We start from the raw sequence: 15,847 nt of genomic DNA on the forward strand, positions 1-15,847 counted from the left end.
TGTAAAGTAGTGAAACAGCCCTTGACCTGCGAAAACGCAGGCAGGGAGCCTAGCTCAGGGAGTACCTCCATGTACCGCACCATGATGAAGTCCAAGATCCACCGCGCCACCGTCACCCAGGCCGACCTGCATTACGTGGGATCCGTGACCGTGGACGCCGATCTGATGGACGCCGCCGATCTGCTGCCCGGGGAGAAGGTGGACATCGTCGATATCGACAACGGTGCGCGGCTGTCCACCTATGTGATCGAGGGGCCGCGTGGGTCGGGTGTGATCGGGATCAACGGGGCCGCGGCCCGGCTGGTCAGTCCCGGGGATCTGGTGATCCTCATCGCCTACGGGGTGATGGAGGACGCCGAGGCCAAGGCGTTCGAGCCGCGGGTGGTGTTCGTGGACGAGCGGAACGCCGTGGTGGACCTCGGGGCCGACCCGGCGGCGGTGCCGGAGGGGGCGGGGCTGGTGCGCGGGGACCGGGTCGCGGGCGCCTAGCGGGCGCCCGGGAGGGAAACGCCGGCCGCCTCCGTCAGGGCCCGTATGGACAACCGGCCCTGGGCGCGCACCCGTTCGTCGTCCGACGGGCGGCAGCGGCCGGTCGACGGGTCGAATTCGGCCATGATCACGCCCGCGTGGTCCGCCGCGGGCTCGTCCAGCCGGGCCGGCCAGCCGCGGCCGGTGAGCGCGGCCAGCGCCTCGCGGGAGTGTTCCGGCCCCATCAGGGTGTCCTCGGTCCCGTGCACCAGCCGGACGGGCACCGGGGCGGCCGGCCGTCCGGCAGTGGAGTCGGCAAGGTCGGCCAGCGGCGGCGTCCCGGTCGTCCGCGCCGGCAGGTCGTAGCGCGACGCCAGGCCCACGACGGCCGCCGGGCGCCAGCCGTCGACGGCGTCCGGGCGGAGCGCGACGCCGAGGGCCGCCGAGGCCCCCGCGGACCAGCCCGCCAGCACGATCCGGTCCGGATCGCCGCCGTACGCCGCCGCGTTCGCCCGGCACCAGGCCAGCGAGCCGAGCAGCGCGGTCCGTCCGGCGTCGGGCGCGTCGGCCCGCCAGTCCGGTACGGCCACGACCGCGCCCCGCGCGGCGACCTCCCGCGCGAGGGGAGCGAGCACCCCCCGGTCGTCGGGGCTCGTACCGTGCCACAGCAGCACCACCGGCAGCCCCGCGCCCGGCCCTTCGGGGCGGTGGACGTCGACGTCCTTGCCCTGCGGTGTCCGGGCGGCGTGCGACTGCGGCGCGGGGAACGGGGACATGGCGGCCTTTCCGGAGAAGGGTGCGGCTGGCGTGATTCCTGTGACGCTCGCGGACGTTACCAGCCGGTTCGCGGACCGGGGCGGGCTCCCGGGCGCCCATGCCGCCGCCCGCACTTGGAGCCCGCACCCCCTGCCCGCACCCCACGCCCGTACCGCAGGCCCACCCCGCCACCCCGCGACCGCCACCGCCATCCCGCCACCGCGGCCTCGCTGTCCGTGACCGGGTGGCTGCGTCGAGTCGCGCATCCCGGAGGGCCGGGTCATGCTGAAACCGCCGGCAGCACTCCGTGGCGTACGAGCGAGGGCGGTGACCATGACTGAGACAGCTCTCCGACGGCGTACGCGCCAGAGCCCCGCGACGGCCGGGCTGTTCGCACGGCTCGCGGCACTGCCCGACGGGCCCGAGCGGACCCGGCTGCGGCAGGAACTGATCGCCGCGTGGCTCCCCATGGCCGAGCGCATCAGCCTGCGCTACCGGTCCAGCGGAGAGAGCCCGGCCGATCTGCGGCAGGTGGCGGCGCTGGCGCTGGTCCGCGCCGTCGACCGGTTCGACCCGGACCGGGGCTTCGCCTTCGAGTCCTTCGCCGTCCCCACCATCAACGGCGAGCTCAAGCGGCACGTACGCGACCACGTGTGGTCGCTGCACATCCCCCGGCGCGACCAGGAGCTGCGGGCCGCGGTCCGCGCCGCGCGGTCGCGGCTGGAGCAGAAGGGCGCCGGGACGCGCGTCACCGAGGCCGCCCTGGCCGAGGAGGCCGGGCTCACCGAGGCCGAGGTCCGGCGCGGCATCGACGCGGACGGGGTGCACCACACCCTCTCCCTGGACCACCCCATCGACGGCGCGGGAGAACTGCCGCTGGCCGACACCCTGGGCCGGGTGGACCGCGCGCTGGACCTGGTCGTCGACAGGCAGTCGCTCAGGCCGCTGCTCGACGCGCTCCCCGAACGCGAGAAGTCGGTCCTGTACTGGCACTTCTTCGGCAACCTCACCCAGCAGCAGATCGGTGCCCGACTGGGCGTGTCGCAGATGCAGATCTCGCGGATCCTCAGCCGCACCTGCGCCCACCTGCGGCGGCAACTGCTGGCGCCCGTCTGATCCGGGCGGTCCCGGGGCACACGTACGTCATCGAACGGTATTCGACGCCTTCAACGGCACTCAACGGCATTGAACGAGGTTCACCACCATGACGTCACAGCACACGCACCTGACCCCCGACCTGCCGCCCGTCGTCGAGGTGCCGGACCTCCCCGGCGCGTCGGGCCCGCGCCCGTCCGGCGCGTCCCGGCGGCGCGGGGAGCGGGGTGACACGGGGGACGACGGGGGGAGTGCCGCTTCCCGGCCGTCCCGGCCCGCCGAGCGGGACCGGGAACGGAGCGGGAACGAGCGTGGCGCCCATCACGAGGGTGATGGGCGCCACGGGTGCGCGGGAGAGGGTTCCGGCGGCTGACTGTGACCCGCCCCCGCGCGGTATGCGGTCCGGTGTACCGCAGTCCGGGGGGAAATCAGTCGGCGACGCAGGTGTTGCCGAAGGTGGGGTTCAGCAGGGCGATGATGTCGATCGAGTTCCCGCACAGGTTGATCGGCAGGTGGATCGGCACCTGGATGGTGTTGCCGGAGATCACGCCGGGGGAACCCACGGCCGCCCCATTGGCGTTGGAGTCGGCTACTGCGACGCCCGAGGCGCCGGAGACGACGGCGCCGGCGGCGGCGGTCATGAGGACTGCCTTGGCGATACGCGACATGGCTGAAGCCTTTCTAAGGGGTGTTGAGCGTCAATTGTGACCGGGGTTTCCAGTGGGGATGCACCAAAATGGGCCACTGAAGCCTCAATTAACCCATTGAGGGCAATAAGTCAGATGTAATGCACGGAAATTGAGGGGGCGCCCGATACGTGGGAACATGGCGGGCCGTCGTGGACGGCCCGCCTTCGCGTGCGCCCTCCGGCGCGCAGGTCCGGCGTGGTGGCGCCTTGCGTTCGCCGGGGCGGGTTTGGTAATGGAGCCGGGCTTCCGTACAGTTTCCCGGAAGCCTCAATCGAACGTATGGACTGGAAACAACAGCGGCTATGACGGTCACAGAAGAGAGCCGCGGCGACGCCCGGGGCACCGCCGAAGGGGCGGGCATCGCCCCCGAGCGCCTGGCGATCTGCCTGGACGTGCTCAAGGAGCTCGACGAGCTGCCGATCGACCACCCGGACGCGATCACCGTCCGCCGGGCCACCTCGGGCATCTACCGCACGGTCAAGCAGCGCCGCCGCCAGGAGCGCCGGGCCGCCAAGACCGCCCACGACCGCCAGGTCACCGAGGCCACGGCCACCGGCTCCGCCGACCGCATCGACGACGAGACGCAGGGCCTCCTGCCCAGCTCCACCGCCCTCGGCGAGATAGCGGGCATCCTGGAGCGCCCCCGCTCCTGCTACACCTGCAAGACCCGCTACGTCGAGGTCGACGCGTTCTACCACCAGCTCTGCCGCCCCTGCGCCGCCGAGAACCGCGCCCGGCGGGACGCCCGGACCGACCTCACCGGCCGCCGTGCGCTGCTCACCGGCGGACGCGCCAAGATCGGCATGTACATCGCGCTGCGGCTGCTGCGCGACGGCGCGCACACCACCATCACCACCCGGTTCCCGAACGACGCCATCCGCCGCTTCAAGGCGATGCCGGACAGCGACGAGTGGATCCACCGGCTGAAGATCGTCGGCATCGACCTCCGCGACCCCGCGCAGGTCGTGGCGCTCGCCGACAGCGTGGCCGCCGAGGGCCCGCTCGACATCCTGATCAACAACGCGGCCCAGACCGTACGCCGGTCGCCGCGCGCCTACAGCGAGCTGGTCGCCGCCGAGTCGGCGCCGCTCCCCGCCGGCGCCCTGCCGGCGGCCGAGGTGATCGGCGCGTTCGGCAGCGGCGCCGTGGACGCCGTCGCCGCCCTCCCCACCGGGAACGGCGAGGGCCTGACCGCCCAGGACGTCACCGACCTGGCCCTGGTGTCCGGCTCCGCCTCGCTCGCCCGCATCGAGGCCGGCACGGCGATCGACGCCGGCGGACTGGTCCCGGACCTGGACTCCACCAACAGCTGGATCCAGACCGTCTCCGAGGTCGACCCCGTGGAGCTGCTGGAAGTCCAGCTCTGCAACTCCACCGCGCCGTTCATCCTCATCAGCCGGCTGCGCCCGGCGATGGCCGCCTCCACGGCCCGCCGGAAGTACGTCGTCAACGTCTCCGCCATGGAGGGCGTCTTCAGCCGCGGCTACAAGGGCGCCGGCCACCCGCACACCAACATGGCCAAGGCCGCGCTCAACATGCTCACCCGCACCAGCGCCGACGAGATGCTGGAGACCGACGGCATCCTGATGACCGCCGTCGACACGGGCTGGATCACGGACGAGCGCCCGCACCCCGACAAGGTGCGGCTGGCCGAGGCGGGCTTCCACGCCCCGCTCGACCTGATCGACGGCGCCGCCCGCGTCTACGACCCGATCGTGCGCGGCGAGGAGGGGGAGGACCTGTACGGGTGCTTCCTCAAGGACTACCGGCGCGCCGACTGGTAGGCCGGGCCGGGACGCAGGGAGTGGACGGACGGGCCGGTGCGCGGGGAGCGCTCGGCCCGTCCGGCGTTCGCGGGGTGAAGTGCTCCCGCCCCGCACCACCCCCGCCCCACAGCGCCGCGCACGACAGCGCGCCCCAGCCCACCGACACCGCCACCGCGCCGGCCCGGCGCGCGGGTCCCGGCAGGGAGCGGCCCAGGAGCACCGCGTCGCCGAAGTCCGCGGCAATCCGCAGCAGCGTCGCCGTGCGCAGGGCCGCGCCCTGCGGCGCGAGGAGCATGGCCAGTCCGCAGGCCGCGTCGCGCCAGGCCAGCGGGGCCAGCGAGACGCGGACGGCGGCCGTGTCGGGGAGGCCCGAGGGGGCGCCGAGGAGCCGTGGGCGGCGGGTCACCGCCAGGCCGTAGACGGCGGTCGTCGCGCCGATCGCGCGCAGCAGTCCGGTCCGCATGCCGCCAGTCTTCCCCGGCGGCCGCCGTCCGGCACCCGGGCGCGGCGGATCAGGCGGCGCGGGCGGTCCTGGCGACGGGGTGCAGGGTCGCGTACTCCAGGGGCGCCGACGGGTCGATGGAGACGTCCAGCGGGGCGGGCTCGGCGCCCGCGCGGACCAGCAGGTCGCCGACGGCCGCGATCATCGCGCCGTTGTCGGTGCACAGCCGCAGCGGCGGGACGCGCAGGCGCACGCCCGCCGCGGCGCAGCGCTCCTCGGCCAGGGCGCGCACCCGGGAGTTGGCGGCCACGCCGCCGACCACCACCAGCGTGCCGACGCCGTGTTCGACGCAGGCGGCGACGGCCTTGCGGGTGAGGACGTCGGCGATGGCCTCCTGGAGGGAGGCGGCGCCGTCCGCGACGGGCAGCGGCCGGCCGGCCGCGCGGTGCCGCTCGGCCCAGCGGGCGGCGGCGGTCTTCAGGCCGGAGAACGAGAACGCCCACGGGTCGTCGCGGGGCCCGGTCATCGGGCGGGGGAAGGCGACGGCGCGCGGGTCGCCGTCCCGGGCCGCCCGGTCCACGGCGGGACCGCCCGGGTAGGGCAGGCCGAAGACGCGCGCGACCTTGTCGAAGCACTCGCCGGCCGCGTCGTCGAGGGTGTCGCCCAGGTGGACGATCGGGTCCCGGGCCAGGTCCCGGACCAGCAGCAGCGAGGTGTGGCCGCCGGAGACGATCAGCACCACGCACGGGTCCGGCAGCGGCCCGTGCTCCAGGGTGTCGGCCGCGACGTGCCCGGCCAGGTGGTGGACCCCGTACAGCGGGACGCCCAGCGAGTAGGCCAGTCCCTTCGCCGCGGCCACGCCGACCTGCAGCGCCCCGGACAGTCCGGGCCCGGTCGTCACCGCGACCGCCCCGATGTCCGCCATCGTGAGGCCGGCGTCGGCCAGCGCCTCGCGGACCACCGGCGTGGCGGAGTGCACATGGGCGCGGGCGGCGATCTCCGGGACCACGCCGCCGTACCGGGCGTGCTCGTCCATGCTGGACGCCACCGCGTGCCCCAGTAGCTGCCCGTCCCGGACCAGGCCGGCGCCGGTCTCGTCGCAGGACGATTCGATGCCCAGCACCACCGGTGAACGTCCCACGCTTCTTCCTCCTGCCGACTGATGGGTAGTTGCACATCGTACGCAAGAGGGGCGGCCGGGTGCGCTGCCGGCGGGTGCCGTCCGCGTAACCCCCGTTCCGTATGGGGACGTTCGGTCAAAAGGGAGGCCGGCGGTGTGCCGTGGGGCTACCTTGCACTTCCGTAGCGGACGCACGGCGAGGGGACACGCGCATGGGCATCGGGAGCGGGAACGGCGGCGGGCGGGACGGGGAGTGGCTGGACCTGGCCGACGCGATAGCGCTGCTGCGGCGGCAGGTCGCCGAGGCGCGGGCGAGGGTTGCCGAGGGCGAGGAGGTGCGCTTCGGGCTGGGGGAGATCACCCTGGAGCTCGGCCTGGAGCTGACCCGCACGCGGGGCGCGGACGGCGGGCTGCGGTTCGCCGTCGCGGAGCTCGGCGGCCGGACGGAGAGCGCCCGGAAGGCGACGCACACCGTCACCGTACGGCTCGCGCCGCAGTCCGCCGCCGGTGAGCCGCTGCTCGTCAGCGGCCGGGAGTAGGCGCCCGTGGAACCGGACCGGCGGGTGCAGATCCGCCTGTACGACGCGGGACACGCCGCACCGCGCTTCGGCTCCGGCTACCTCGTCGGCCCGCGCCTCGCGCTGACCGCGGCGCACGTCCTGGGCGACGACGGGTCCGGGCCGGTCCCCGGCGGGGTGACGGTCTGCCGGCCGGACGCCGGGACCGGGCAGTACACCGGCCGGGTGCGCTGGTACCGCAGGGCGGGCGACATCGACGCCGCGCTGGTCGAGGTGGACGAGGGGCAGGGCTGGACCCCGCCCGCGTCGCTCGCCGACATCACCCGCCGGCCGCCGCAGCGCTGGGGCCGGCTCATCGGCACCCGCCGGCACGAGGTCTCCGTGGTCGGCTTCCCGCACATGCAGAAGGACCCGGTGACCGGGGACCGCGACGACCGGCAGGTGGACGGCGCCGTCCACCCCGGCACCGGGTCCCTGACCGGGCACTACGAGGTGAGCAGCCAGGACCCGGTCGTGCTGTCGTCCGGCAGCCCCTGGGCGGGACTCTCCGGAGCCGCCGTGATCGCCGAGGACGACTTCGTCCTCGGCGTCGTCGAGGCGGACCGCCGGGCGACCGGCGGCATCCTGCTGCGGGCCACGCGGACGACCGAGCTCCTGGCGGACGACGACTTCCGGCGGCTGGTCGAGAAGCACTCCGAATGGGAGCCGGTCCTGGAGCCGGTCGAGCCGCACCGACTGCTCGCGCCGGTGGCCCGCGAACGGGTCGCGGACTCGCCCGCCACGCTGCTGCGGGCGGACGCCGAGACCGTGCGCTTCCGGGGACGGGACGGGGAACTGCGGGACCTGCGGGACTGGTGCCGCACCGACCCCCGGCCCTTCTCGGTACGCGTGCTCACCGGGGAGGGCGGCCAGGGCAAGACCCGCCTCGCCCGCCGGCTGGCCGACGCACTCCGCGCCGACGGCTGGATCGCGGGGCACCTGCGGACGCCGCTGGCCGACGACGAGGTGACGCGGACGGAACTGCGCACCCTCGACACCGCGCTCCCGCTGCTCCTCGTCGTCGACTACGCGGACACGCGCCCCCAGCAGGTCCGCCGTCTCGTCGAGCACCTGCGCACCACCCGCCACCGGGCGCGGGTCCTGCTCCTCGCCCGCGCCGACGGCGGCTGGCGCCGCGACGGCCTCGCGGAACCGTACGCGGACGAGCTCCTCGCCCGCGCCGAGGTGACCGCGCTCGCCCCGCTGGCCCCCGCCGACGGACCGCCCGAGGAGCGCGCGGCGGTGTTCACCGACGCCGTCACCGACTTCGCCGACGCCTTGGACGCGCTCCCCGGCATCCCCGGCAGGCCGCCGGCCGGCTGGGCCCCGCTCGCCGCCACCCTGGCGCCGCCGCCCGGCTTCGCCCACGACGAGGACGCCTCCGTGCTCGGCGTGCAGATGACCGCGCTGACGACGCTGCTGCAACACGGGACCGCGCCGGTCCCGGCCGCGGCCGGGGGCTCCGGCGATCCGGCGGCCGTGCTCCTCCACCACGAGCAGCGGTACTGGGGGCGGCGGGCCCTCCGACTCGACGGGCTCGCGGACTCGACCCCGAAGGCCGCGGTGGCCGTCGCCACCCTGTGCGGCGCGGCCGACCGGGAGGAGGCGGTGGCCGCCCTCCGCGACGGCCTCGGTGTCCCCGCCCACCGGGCGGGCGACGTCGCCGCCTGGGTCCGCTCCCTCTACCCGCCCGGCCCCGGTCGCTACTGGGGTGCCCTCGAACCCGACCGCGTGGGCGAACTCCACGTCTGCGCCCTCCTCTTCGACGACGCCGACCCCCTCCCGGTGCCCGCCCTGCTCGCCGAAGGCTCACCCGGCCAGCAGTCCCGGCTCCTCACCGTGCTCGTCCGCGCCGCCACCGCCCAAGGGGAGACGGGCCGGCCCGAGTGGACCCGGCACATCGAGCGGGAACTCCTGGCGGCGCTGGACCGGGCCATCCCCCACTACACGGCGCTGATGACGCTCGACCTGGTCCTTCCCCACGACGGCAAGGGACTGGGAGCCCTGGCCCTGCGGATCTCCGAGGAACGGGTGACGGCGGCCGAACGCCGGCTGAAGGAGGACGGTTCGGCCCACGCCCTGGTGACCTACGCGGTGGCGCTGGAGCACCTCGGCGGCCGGCTCGGCCTTGAGGAGCGGCACGCGGAGGCGGTCCGCCTGCAGGAACGGGCCGTGGGGTTGCTGCGCGAGGCGGCCGAGCGGGAGGACACGTACCACTACCGCTCCCTGTACGCCGGCGCGCTCCCCGGCCTCCACGACGCCCTGCGGGCGGTGGGCCGCGACGACGCGGCGCGCGCGGTGCTGGACGAGGCGACGGCCGCCGCGGAGCGGCTCGCGGACGCGGCCGGCGACGCCCCCGATGACCGGGAGGACGCCGCCTGGCGGCTGTACTACCTACAGCCCCGGTTGTGGGACGCCGGCCACCGCGAGGCGGCGATCCGGGTGCTGAGCCGGCAGGTGGACCTCCGCCGCCGGGCCGGGAAACCGCCGGGGGACGACATCCTCCTGGCCAACTCCCTCCAGACGCTCGGCGTCCACCTGATGACCTGCGGGCGGCTCCAGGAGGCCCTGGACGTCACCGAGGAGTCCGTCGAGCACATGCGCCACCTGGCCCGCGCCAATCCGGCCGGCTTCGAACCCTGGCTGATCTCCGCCCTGATGAACCAGAGCAGCCTCCTCGGGGCGACGGGCCGCACGGCCGAGGCCGTCGAGCCGCTGCGGCAGGCGGTCGCCATGGCCCGGCACCGGGTGCGCATCGGTCTCGCCGACCCGTCCGAGGAACACCGCGCCGCCGTCCTCGGGACCCGACTGGGCATCCTGCAGAGGGAAGCGGGGCAGGTGGCGGAAGGGGTGGAGAGCCTCGTCGCCGCGCGGAACCTCTGGCGGCGGCTGGCCGCCGCCGACCCCGAGGAGCACGGGCCCGGCCACGCCCGCTCCCAACTCCGCCTCGGGCAGCTCCTCGTCGAGGCGGGACGGACCGAGGAGGCGGTGGAGGCCACCGGGGAGGCGGTCGTCCGCTGGCACACCCTGCGCCGGGACCACCCCGGCGCCCACGGCCCCGAGCTCGCCGCCGTGCTGACCGTTCACGCCTCGCTCCGATGGCTGGCGGGCGACCTCGACGGCGCGCTGGAGGCGACGGGAGAGGCGGTGGAGATCTACCGGGGGCTCACGGGCGTCCTACCGGACGTGGTGGACCGGCTGCACCCCGTCCTGGAACTCCAGGCGCAGGTGCTCCTCCAGCATGGCCGGGACCGGGAGGCGGAGGCGGTGGTGCGCTGGCTGGAGGCGCATCCCGCCGGGGGTGGGGGCGGGGCGTTCTGACGGGGCCGGGGTGGTCGCCGTGATCCGGTGGCTCGGGGGCGTCCCGCTCGGCGGTGCGGGGGATGGGGGATGTTCCGACGCGGCCGGAGAGCCCGTCGGAAGCCGGTGCGGAGGGCGTCGTGGGGCCGGGGTCGGGGACGGGCCGGGGGCGGACGTGGTGGTGCGGTGGCTCAGAGGGTGTCCCGCCGCCGGTGTGGACGGCGGGGGTGGGGCGTCCCGACCCGGCCGGGACGGGCGCCGCCGGACGGGCGCGCTGCCACCGCCGACAGCGCCGCCACGGCCGCGACACAGCCGCCGAGCGTCATCAGCGCGGCCGGGGACGTGCGGTCCAGCACCCCGCCCCCGGCGAACGCCCCCAACGAGAACGTCGCCTGGAACGCCGCGGTGAACAGGACCGACGCGGCCTCCGGGGCGTCCGGCGCCGCCCGGACGAACAGCGCCTGCGAGGCCACCGGCACCGCGCCGTACGCCACGCCCCACACGGCCAGCAGGACCAGCGCCCCGGCCGGGCCGCCGCCCAGCACCGGCAGCAGCAGTGTCGCGGCCGCGAGCAGGCCGGCCGCCGCCCCGAAGACGTACCGCGGGTGCCGGGTGGCCCGGGCGCCGCCGAGGAAGTTGCCGAGGACGCCCGCGGCGCCGTACGCCAGCAGGAACGCGGTGACCGGCCCGTCGCCCAGGCCGGTCACCTGCTCCAGGAACGGGGTCACGTAGGTGTACGTCCCGAAGTGGGCGAGGACGACGAGGAACGTCAGGAGCGCCGCCGCGCGGGTGCCGGGGCGCCGCAGCACCTCCCCGAGGACGGCCGGGCGCGTCGCCACGAGCGGCGGGAGCGGCGGGACGGTCAGGAGCAGCGCGGCCAGGACACCGGCCGCCAGGACGGCCAGGGCGACGAAGGCCGTCCGCCACCCGGCGAGGTCCCCGGTCAGGGTGCCGGCCGGCACCCCCAGGACGGACCCGAGCGGGACCGCCAAGAAGATCACCGCGGTGGCCCGGCCGGCCGCCGCCGGCGGCACCAGCCGCTCGGCCAGCCCGGCCCCGACCGACCAGAAACCGCCGATCGTCACCCCCACCAGGATCCGCGAGACGAGGAGCAGCGGAAGCCCGGGTGCCGCGGCGGCGACCACGTCGGCCAGCGTCAGCACGAGCATGAGCACGCAGAGCACCAGCCGCCGGTCGGCGCCGGCCGTGGCCACGGTGACCAGGGGAGCGGACACCGCCGCCAGCAGGCCCGGGACCGCCATCGTCAGCCCGGCCGCCCCGTCCGAGACGGTGAAGTCCGCGCCGATCGAGGTCAGCAGGCCGATCGGCAGGATCTCGGTGGTGACGATCGCGAAGAGGCCCAGCGTCACGGCGAAGACGGCGGGCCAACCGGCCGCCGGCGGCCGGACGGCCTCGGCCGGGCCGCCGGGCCGCGTGGAGGGGAGTGCGGGCATGGAAGTACCGTCCTGTGCGGGGAGGTTGGGTTCGGTGATTCGGTGATTCGGGATTGGGTGATTGGGTGATCACTCCAGCAGTCCGCCCGGGGGCGTGGCTGGCGGATCCGCGACGCGGACGTCGTCGGCGTACGGTGATGTCGCGATTCCGCGAACGGGGCGGCCGGCGGAGGAGGGTGGCGAGACGCCGTTCCCTTGACCCGCGACCGCGGACGCGGACGCGACGGCGAGGGTGTGCCGCAGGCCGCTTCATGCGGCGGATCACGCGTGCCGGGCGTCCGGGGGCCGCCGCACCGCCGAACGGGAGGGGGCCGAGGTGTCGATGCCGACGGCGGAGCGGTCGACGGCCCCGCCGTCGGCCGGGGGAGGCGCGTCCGCGGCTTCGCCGGGAGGACGGCGCCCGATGCCGCGGTCGCGAGTTCGCCGGCCGGCTGGAAGCGGCCGAGGCCGCCGGCCTGGTGCACCGGCGAGACGGCGTCTGGGCCGTGAGGGTCGGGCCCCGGGCTGGCGGCCGCTGTGTGCGGCGGGCCGCACGTGGCGAGCCGTGCCCGCGTGCGCGGCGTCCGCCCAGCCGCCTGCCCCGCGGCGCGGACGGTGCGCCCAGGTGCCGGGTGTACCGGAGTCCTCGCAGGTCAGTAGAGTTCCGGTACCGCCCGTCCGTCGACCGCCCGAGGTGTCCGTCCGTGCCCGCCGCGCCCGCTGTGCCGTCCGTGCCCCCAGGGGCTGCCGAGCCCCGCATCCCCGTCACCGTCGTGGGGATCGGCGCCGACGGCTGGGACGGGCTCGCGCCCGGGCCCGGGAGGCGCTGCGGGCCGCCGAGGTGATCGTGGGCGGGGCTCGGCAGCTCGGGCTGGTGCCGCGGGAGTGCCCGGGGGAGCGGGTGGCGTGGCCGTCGCCGCTGCGGCCCGCCGTGCCGCGGCTGCTCGCGGAGCACGCCGGGCGCCGGGTGGCCGTCCTGGCCAGCGGCGACCCCATGTTCTTCGGCATCGGCAGGACCCTCGCCGACGAGCTGGGCCCCGGGCTGCTGCGGGTGCTGCCGCACCCGTCCTCCGCCTCGTACGCCTGCGCCCGGCTGGGCTGGCCGCTGGACGGCACCGAGGTGCTCAGCCTCGTCGGCCGGCCGCTCGACGCGCTCGCCGCCGCCCTCCAGCCGGGCCGCCGGCTGCTGCTGCTGAGCGCCGGTGCCGGCACCCCGGCCGAGGTCGCCGCGCTGCTCCGCGAACGCGGCTTCGGGCCGAGCGCGATGACGGTCCTGGAGCAGCTCGGCGGCGACCGTGAGGCCCGCCGCGAGGGCACGGCGGACGCGTGGGAGCACCCGGCCGGCGACCCGCTGAACGTCGTCGCCGTCGTCTGCCGCCCCGCGCCCGACACCCTCCGGCTGCCGCTCGTCCCCGGCCTGCCGGACGAAGCCTTCGACCACGACGGGCAGTTGACGAAGCGTCATGTCCGCGCCGCGACCCTCGCCGCCCTCGGGCCCGCCCCCGGCGAACTGCTCTGGGACATCGGCGGGGGCTCCGGCTCCATCGGCATCGAGTGGATGCGCGCCCACCGCTCCTGCCGTGCGGTCACCGTCGAGCGCGACCCCGTCCGGGCCGGGCGCATCGCCCGCAACGCCGCCGCCCTGGGCGTCCCGGGCCTGCGCGTCGTCTCCGGCGCCGCGCCGGCCGCGCTCGACGGACTGCCCGTCCCCGACGCCGTGTTCGTCGGCGGCGGACTCACCGCTCCCGGCCTGCTCGACGCCTGCTGGGCGGCGCTGCCCGAGGGCGGGCGACTGGTCGCCAACACCGTCACCCTGGAGTCCGAGGCGCTGCTCGCCGACCGCTACCGGCGGTTCGGCGGCGAGCTGGTCCGGCTGGCCGTGGCGCACGCCGTGCCCGTCGGGGGTTTCACCGGGTGGCGGCAGGCGATGCCGGTGACGCAGTGGTCGGTCGTGAAGCGCGCCGCGGGGGCGCCGGGGGCCGGCCGGCAGGCGGCGGCCGTACCGGCGCAGCACCCCGCTCGGGCGGCGGAGGAAGCCGCGGCGGCGTCAGCAGCCGCAGGAGCCGTCAAGCCGCAGCAGCGGCAGGAGCCGTGAAGCCGCAGCAGTGGCAGGAGCCGTGAAGCCGCAGCAGCGGCAGAAGCCGTGAAGTCGCAGCGGCCGTGAAGCCGTGAAGCCGTAGAAGGAGCCCACCCTCATGACCGTCCACTTCATCGGCGCAGGCCCCGGCGCCGCCGACCTCATCACGGTGCGCGGCGCCCGCGTCCTCGCCCGGTGCGGCGTCTGCCTCTACGCCGGGAGCCTCGTCCCCCGCGAACTCCTCGCCGACTGCCCGCCCGGGGCCCGGCTCGTCGACACCGCCAAGCTGGACCTGGACGAGATCACCGCCGAGTTCGTCCGCGCCCACGAGGCCGGCCAGGACGTCGCCCGGCTGCACTCCGGCGACCCGTCCGTCTTCAGCGCCGTCGCCGAGCAGATGCGCCGGCTGGACGCGCACGGCATCCCGTACGAGATCGTGCCCGGCGTCCCCGCCTTCGCCGCCGCCGCGGCCTCCCTCGGCCGCGAACTGACCGTCCCGACCGTCGGCCAGACCGTCGTGCTCACCCGTGTCGCCGAGCGGGCCACGCCCATGCCGCCCGGCGAGGACCTGGCCACCCTCGGCCGCAGCGGCGCGCTCCTCGTGCTGCACCTCGCCGCCCGGCACGCGGACCGCGTGGTCGCCGAACTGCTGCCGCACTACGGCCCGGACTGCCCCGCCGCCGTCGTCGCCATGGCCAGCCGGCCCGACGAGATCGTGCTGCGCGGCCCGCTGGCAGGCATCGCCGACCAGGTCAGGGAGGCGGGCGTGGTCCGCACGGCGGTCATCCTGGTCGGTCGGACGCTCGGGGCCGAGCAGTTCCCCGACAGCCACCTGTACTCGACGGAGCGGTGCCGCGACACGGCGGGACGCTCGGTGTTCTAAGCCGCCGCGTTCTAAGCCGCGGCCTCCGCCCGCAGGTCGGCCGCCTCGTGGCCGCCCTTCGCGGCGAGCTGCTCGGCGAGGTCCACGAGCGCTCGGGCGCCCGCCAGCTCCTCGCCCACCCGGGCCTCGCCCGGGTCGGCCGGGTGCCGGGCCGCCTTGCCGCGCGCCCGCACCTCGGTGCCGTCCCGCAGCCGCAGCAGGGCGGCGGCCCGGACGTGCCGTTCGTCCTCGTCGAACTCGACTTCCACATGCCAGCCCGCGACGTGCTGCACCGTCCTCACCTCCGCACTCGGCACCGGGCCCGCGATGGGAAGGGGTCCCGCCGGCGGGCCCTCGTCCCACCCAGGCTACGGCGGGCCCCGGACCGCCGCACCCGCGCGGCCGCGCCGTTGACCCTCACACCGTGTCAGCCGCTTTCCTGAGGGACGTCATGTTCAACATCGGAGATTTCGCCCGGTACGGACGCGTGTCCGTCCGCATGCTGCGCCACTACGACGCGACGGGGCTGCTGCGCCCCGCCCGCGTCGACGCCGTCACCGGCTACCGCTACTACGAGGCGGGCCAACTCGCCCGTCTCAACCGCGTCATCGCCCTCAAGGAGCTGGGGTTCACCCTCCAGCAGGTGCGGACGATCGTGGACGAGGAGGTCGGCACGGAGGAACTGCGCGGCATGCTGCGGCTGCGCCGCGCCGAACTGGAGGCCGCCGCCACCGCGGCGGCGGCCCGGCTGGTGCGGGTCGAGGCGAGACTCCGCGGTCTGGAGAGCGAGGGAATCATGAGTACCTACGATGTGGTGATCAAGAGCGTCCCGGCGGTACGGGTGGCCGAGCTGAGCGCCGTCGCGGCCGGCTACGCGCCCGAGGAGATCGGCCCGGTCGTCAGCCCGCTGTTCGCCGAGCTGTGCCGGCGGCTGGACGAGGCCGGGGTGACCCCGGCGGGCCCGGCCGTCGCCTACTACGAGGACGACCCCGCCGGTTCCGGCGGCATCCTCGCCCACGCGGCCTTCCCGGTCGCTTCCGGGGTCACGGCCGCGGGTTTCGCGGTCGTCGACCTCCCCGGCATCGAGACGGCCGCGACCGTCGTCCACCACGGCTCCATGGACGACGTCCTCCCGACGGCCCAGGCCCTCGCCCGCTGGATCGACGCCAACGGGTACCGGTCGGCGGGGTACGCGCGGGAACTGTATCTGGAGTGCCCGGAGGACCGTTCCGGCTGGGTGACGGAGCTTCAGGAGCCGTTGGCCCAGGGCTGAGCGACGGTC

General features: G+C 75.8%; 12 protein-coding genes and 2 pseudogenes. 8 read left to right on the forward strand and 6 right to left on the reverse strand.

Going from position 1 to position 15,847, the window contains the following annotated elements; genetic code table 11:
• Positions 1–69 precede the first annotated feature (69 nt).
• The gene (gene panD, locus ACQEVS_RS29700; RefSeq protein ID WP_433025612.1) at positions 70–489 is read left to right on the forward strand and encodes an aspartate 1-decarboxylase; all 420 of its coding nucleotides are present in this window, start codon (positions 70–72) and stop codon (positions 487–489) included.
• Here the strand turns inward: panD and ACQEVS_RS29705 are convergent.
• Entirely contained in the window at positions 486–1,244 is a 759-nt protein-coding gene (locus ACQEVS_RS29705) for an alpha/beta hydrolase (protein WP_433025615.1), read from the reverse strand. The genes panD and ACQEVS_RS29705 overlap by 4 nt on opposite strands.
• 313 nt (positions 1,245–1,557) lie before the next feature.
• On the opposite strand from ACQEVS_RS29705, the gene ACQEVS_RS29710 reads away from it, so the two are divergent.
• Positions 1,558–2,340 (forward strand): sigma-70 family RNA polymerase sigma factor, encoded by a 783-nt coding sequence (locus ACQEVS_RS29710; RefSeq protein ID WP_433025618.1) that lies wholly within the window; start codon positions 1,558–1,560, stop codon positions 2,338–2,340.
• A gap of 407 nt (positions 2,341–2,747) precedes the next feature.
• Here ACQEVS_RS29710 and ACQEVS_RS29715 read toward each other — a convergent pair whose 3' ends face one another.
• Positions 2,748–2,987: a chaplin gene (locus ACQEVS_RS29715; RefSeq protein ID WP_185942736.1), complete on the reverse strand. Its 240-nt coding sequence runs from the start codon at positions 2,985–2,987 to the stop codon at positions 2,748–2,750.
• A gap of 323 nt (positions 2,988–3,310) precedes the next feature.
• Here ACQEVS_RS29715 and ACQEVS_RS29720 point away from each other — a divergent pair, with 323 nt between their 5' ends.
• Entirely contained in the window at positions 3,311–4,792 is a 1,482-nt protein-coding gene (locus tag ACQEVS_RS29720; RefSeq protein ID WP_433025622.1) for an SDR family NAD(P)-dependent oxidoreductase, read from the forward strand.
• A 97-nt stretch (positions 4,793–4,889) separates the two neighbouring features.
• Here ACQEVS_RS29720 and ACQEVS_RS29725 read toward each other — a convergent pair.
• A pseudogene (locus tag ACQEVS_RS29725) lies at positions 4,890–5,237 on the reverse strand (hypothetical protein); the annotation flags it as partial.
• A 49-nt stretch (positions 5,238–5,286) separates the two neighbouring features.
• Positions 5,287–6,342, reverse strand: a complete 1,056-nt coding sequence (tsaD, locus tag ACQEVS_RS29730) for a tRNA (adenosine(37)-N6)-threonylcarbamoyltransferase complex transferase subunit TsaD (protein ID WP_433028006.1) — start codon at positions 6,340–6,342, stop codon at positions 5,287–5,289.
• A gap of 206 nt (positions 6,343–6,548) precedes the next feature.
• Between tsaD and ACQEVS_RS29735 the strand changes: the two genes are divergently transcribed.
• Entirely contained in the window at positions 6,549–6,875 is a 327-nt protein-coding gene (locus ACQEVS_RS29735) for a trypco2 family protein (RefSeq protein ID WP_433025625.1), read from the forward strand.
• Between the two features lie 6 nt (positions 6,876–6,881).
• Entirely contained in the window at positions 6,882–10,214 is a 3,333-nt protein-coding gene (locus ACQEVS_RS29740) for a trypsin-like peptidase domain-containing protein (protein ID WP_433025628.1), read from the forward strand.
• A 170-nt stretch (positions 10,215–10,384) separates the two neighbouring features.
• Here the strand turns inward: ACQEVS_RS29740 and ACQEVS_RS29745 are convergent, their stop codons facing one another.
• Positions 10,385–11,647, reverse strand: a complete 1,263-nt coding sequence (locus tag ACQEVS_RS29745; protein WP_433025631.1) for an MFS transporter — start codon at positions 11,645–11,647, stop codon at positions 10,385–10,387.
• A 683-nt stretch (positions 11,648–12,330) separates the two neighbouring features.
• On the opposite strand from ACQEVS_RS29745, the pseudogene cbiE reads away from it, so the two are divergent.
• Positions 12,331–13,721: pseudogene (cbiE, locus tag ACQEVS_RS29750) on the forward strand (precorrin-6y C5,15-methyltransferase (decarboxylating) subunit CbiE).
• Positions 13,722–13,821: 100 nt separating this feature from the next.
• Positions 13,822–14,586, forward strand: coding sequence for a precorrin-4 C(11)-methyltransferase (cobM, locus tag ACQEVS_RS29755; protein ID WP_433025634.1), 765 nt, complete (start codon positions 13,822–13,824; stop codon positions 14,584–14,586).
• Positions 14,587–14,597: 11 nt separating this feature from the next.
• Here cobM and ACQEVS_RS29760 read toward each other — a convergent pair whose 3' ends face one another.
• On the reverse strand, positions 14,598–14,858 hold the full coding sequence (locus tag ACQEVS_RS29760; protein WP_433025637.1) for a dsRBD fold-containing protein: 261 nt from the start codon (positions 14,856–14,858) through the stop codon (positions 14,598–14,600).
• A 158-nt stretch (positions 14,859–15,016) separates the two neighbouring features.
• Here ACQEVS_RS29760 and ACQEVS_RS29765 point away from each other — a divergent pair, with 158 nt between their 5' ends.
• Positions 15,017–15,838, forward strand: coding sequence for a MerR family transcriptional regulator (locus tag ACQEVS_RS29765; RefSeq protein ID WP_433028009.1), 822 nt, complete (start codon positions 15,017–15,019; stop codon positions 15,836–15,838).
• Positions 15,839–15,847: the final 9 nt, after the last annotated feature.

The sequence above is a fragment of the Streptomyces sp. CA-181903 genome, assembly GCF_050937075.1.
GTDB lineage: Bacteria > Actinomycetota > Actinomycetes > Streptomycetales > Streptomycetaceae > Streptomyces.

Coding starts and splice junctions, on each gene's coding strand:
- ACQEVS_RS29705 (WP_433025615.1), bottom strand. CDS start 1,244: ATGTCCCCGTTCCCCGCGCCGCAGTCGCACGCCGCCCGGACACCGCAG.
- cobM (WP_433025634.1), top strand. CDS start 13,822: ATGACCGTCCACTTCATCGGCGCAGGCCCCGGCGCCGCCGACCTCATC.
- ACQEVS_RS29765 (WP_433028009.1), top strand. CDS start 15,017: ATGTTCAACATCGGAGATTTCGCCCGGTACGGACGCGTGTCCGTCCGC.
- ACQEVS_RS29715 (WP_185942736.1), bottom strand. CDS start 2,987: ATGTCGCGTATCGCCAAGGCAGTCCTCATGACCGCCGCCGCCGGCGCC.
- ACQEVS_RS29720 (WP_433025622.1), top strand. CDS start 3,311: ATGACGGTCACAGAAGAGAGCCGCGGCGACGCCCGGGGCACCGCCGAA.
- panD (WP_433025612.1), top strand. CDS start 70: ATGTACCGCACCATGATGAAGTCCAAGATCCACCGCGCCACCGTCACC.
- ACQEVS_RS29710 (WP_433025618.1), top strand. CDS start 1,558: ATGACTGAGACAGCTCTCCGACGGCGTACGCGCCAGAGCCCCGCGACG.
- ACQEVS_RS29735 (WP_433025625.1), top strand. CDS start 6,549: ATGGGCATCGGGAGCGGGAACGGCGGCGGGCGGGACGGGGAGTGGCTG.
- ACQEVS_RS29745 (WP_433025631.1), bottom strand. CDS start 11,647: ATGCCCGCACTCCCCTCCACGCGGCCCGGCGGCCCGGCCGAGGCCGTC.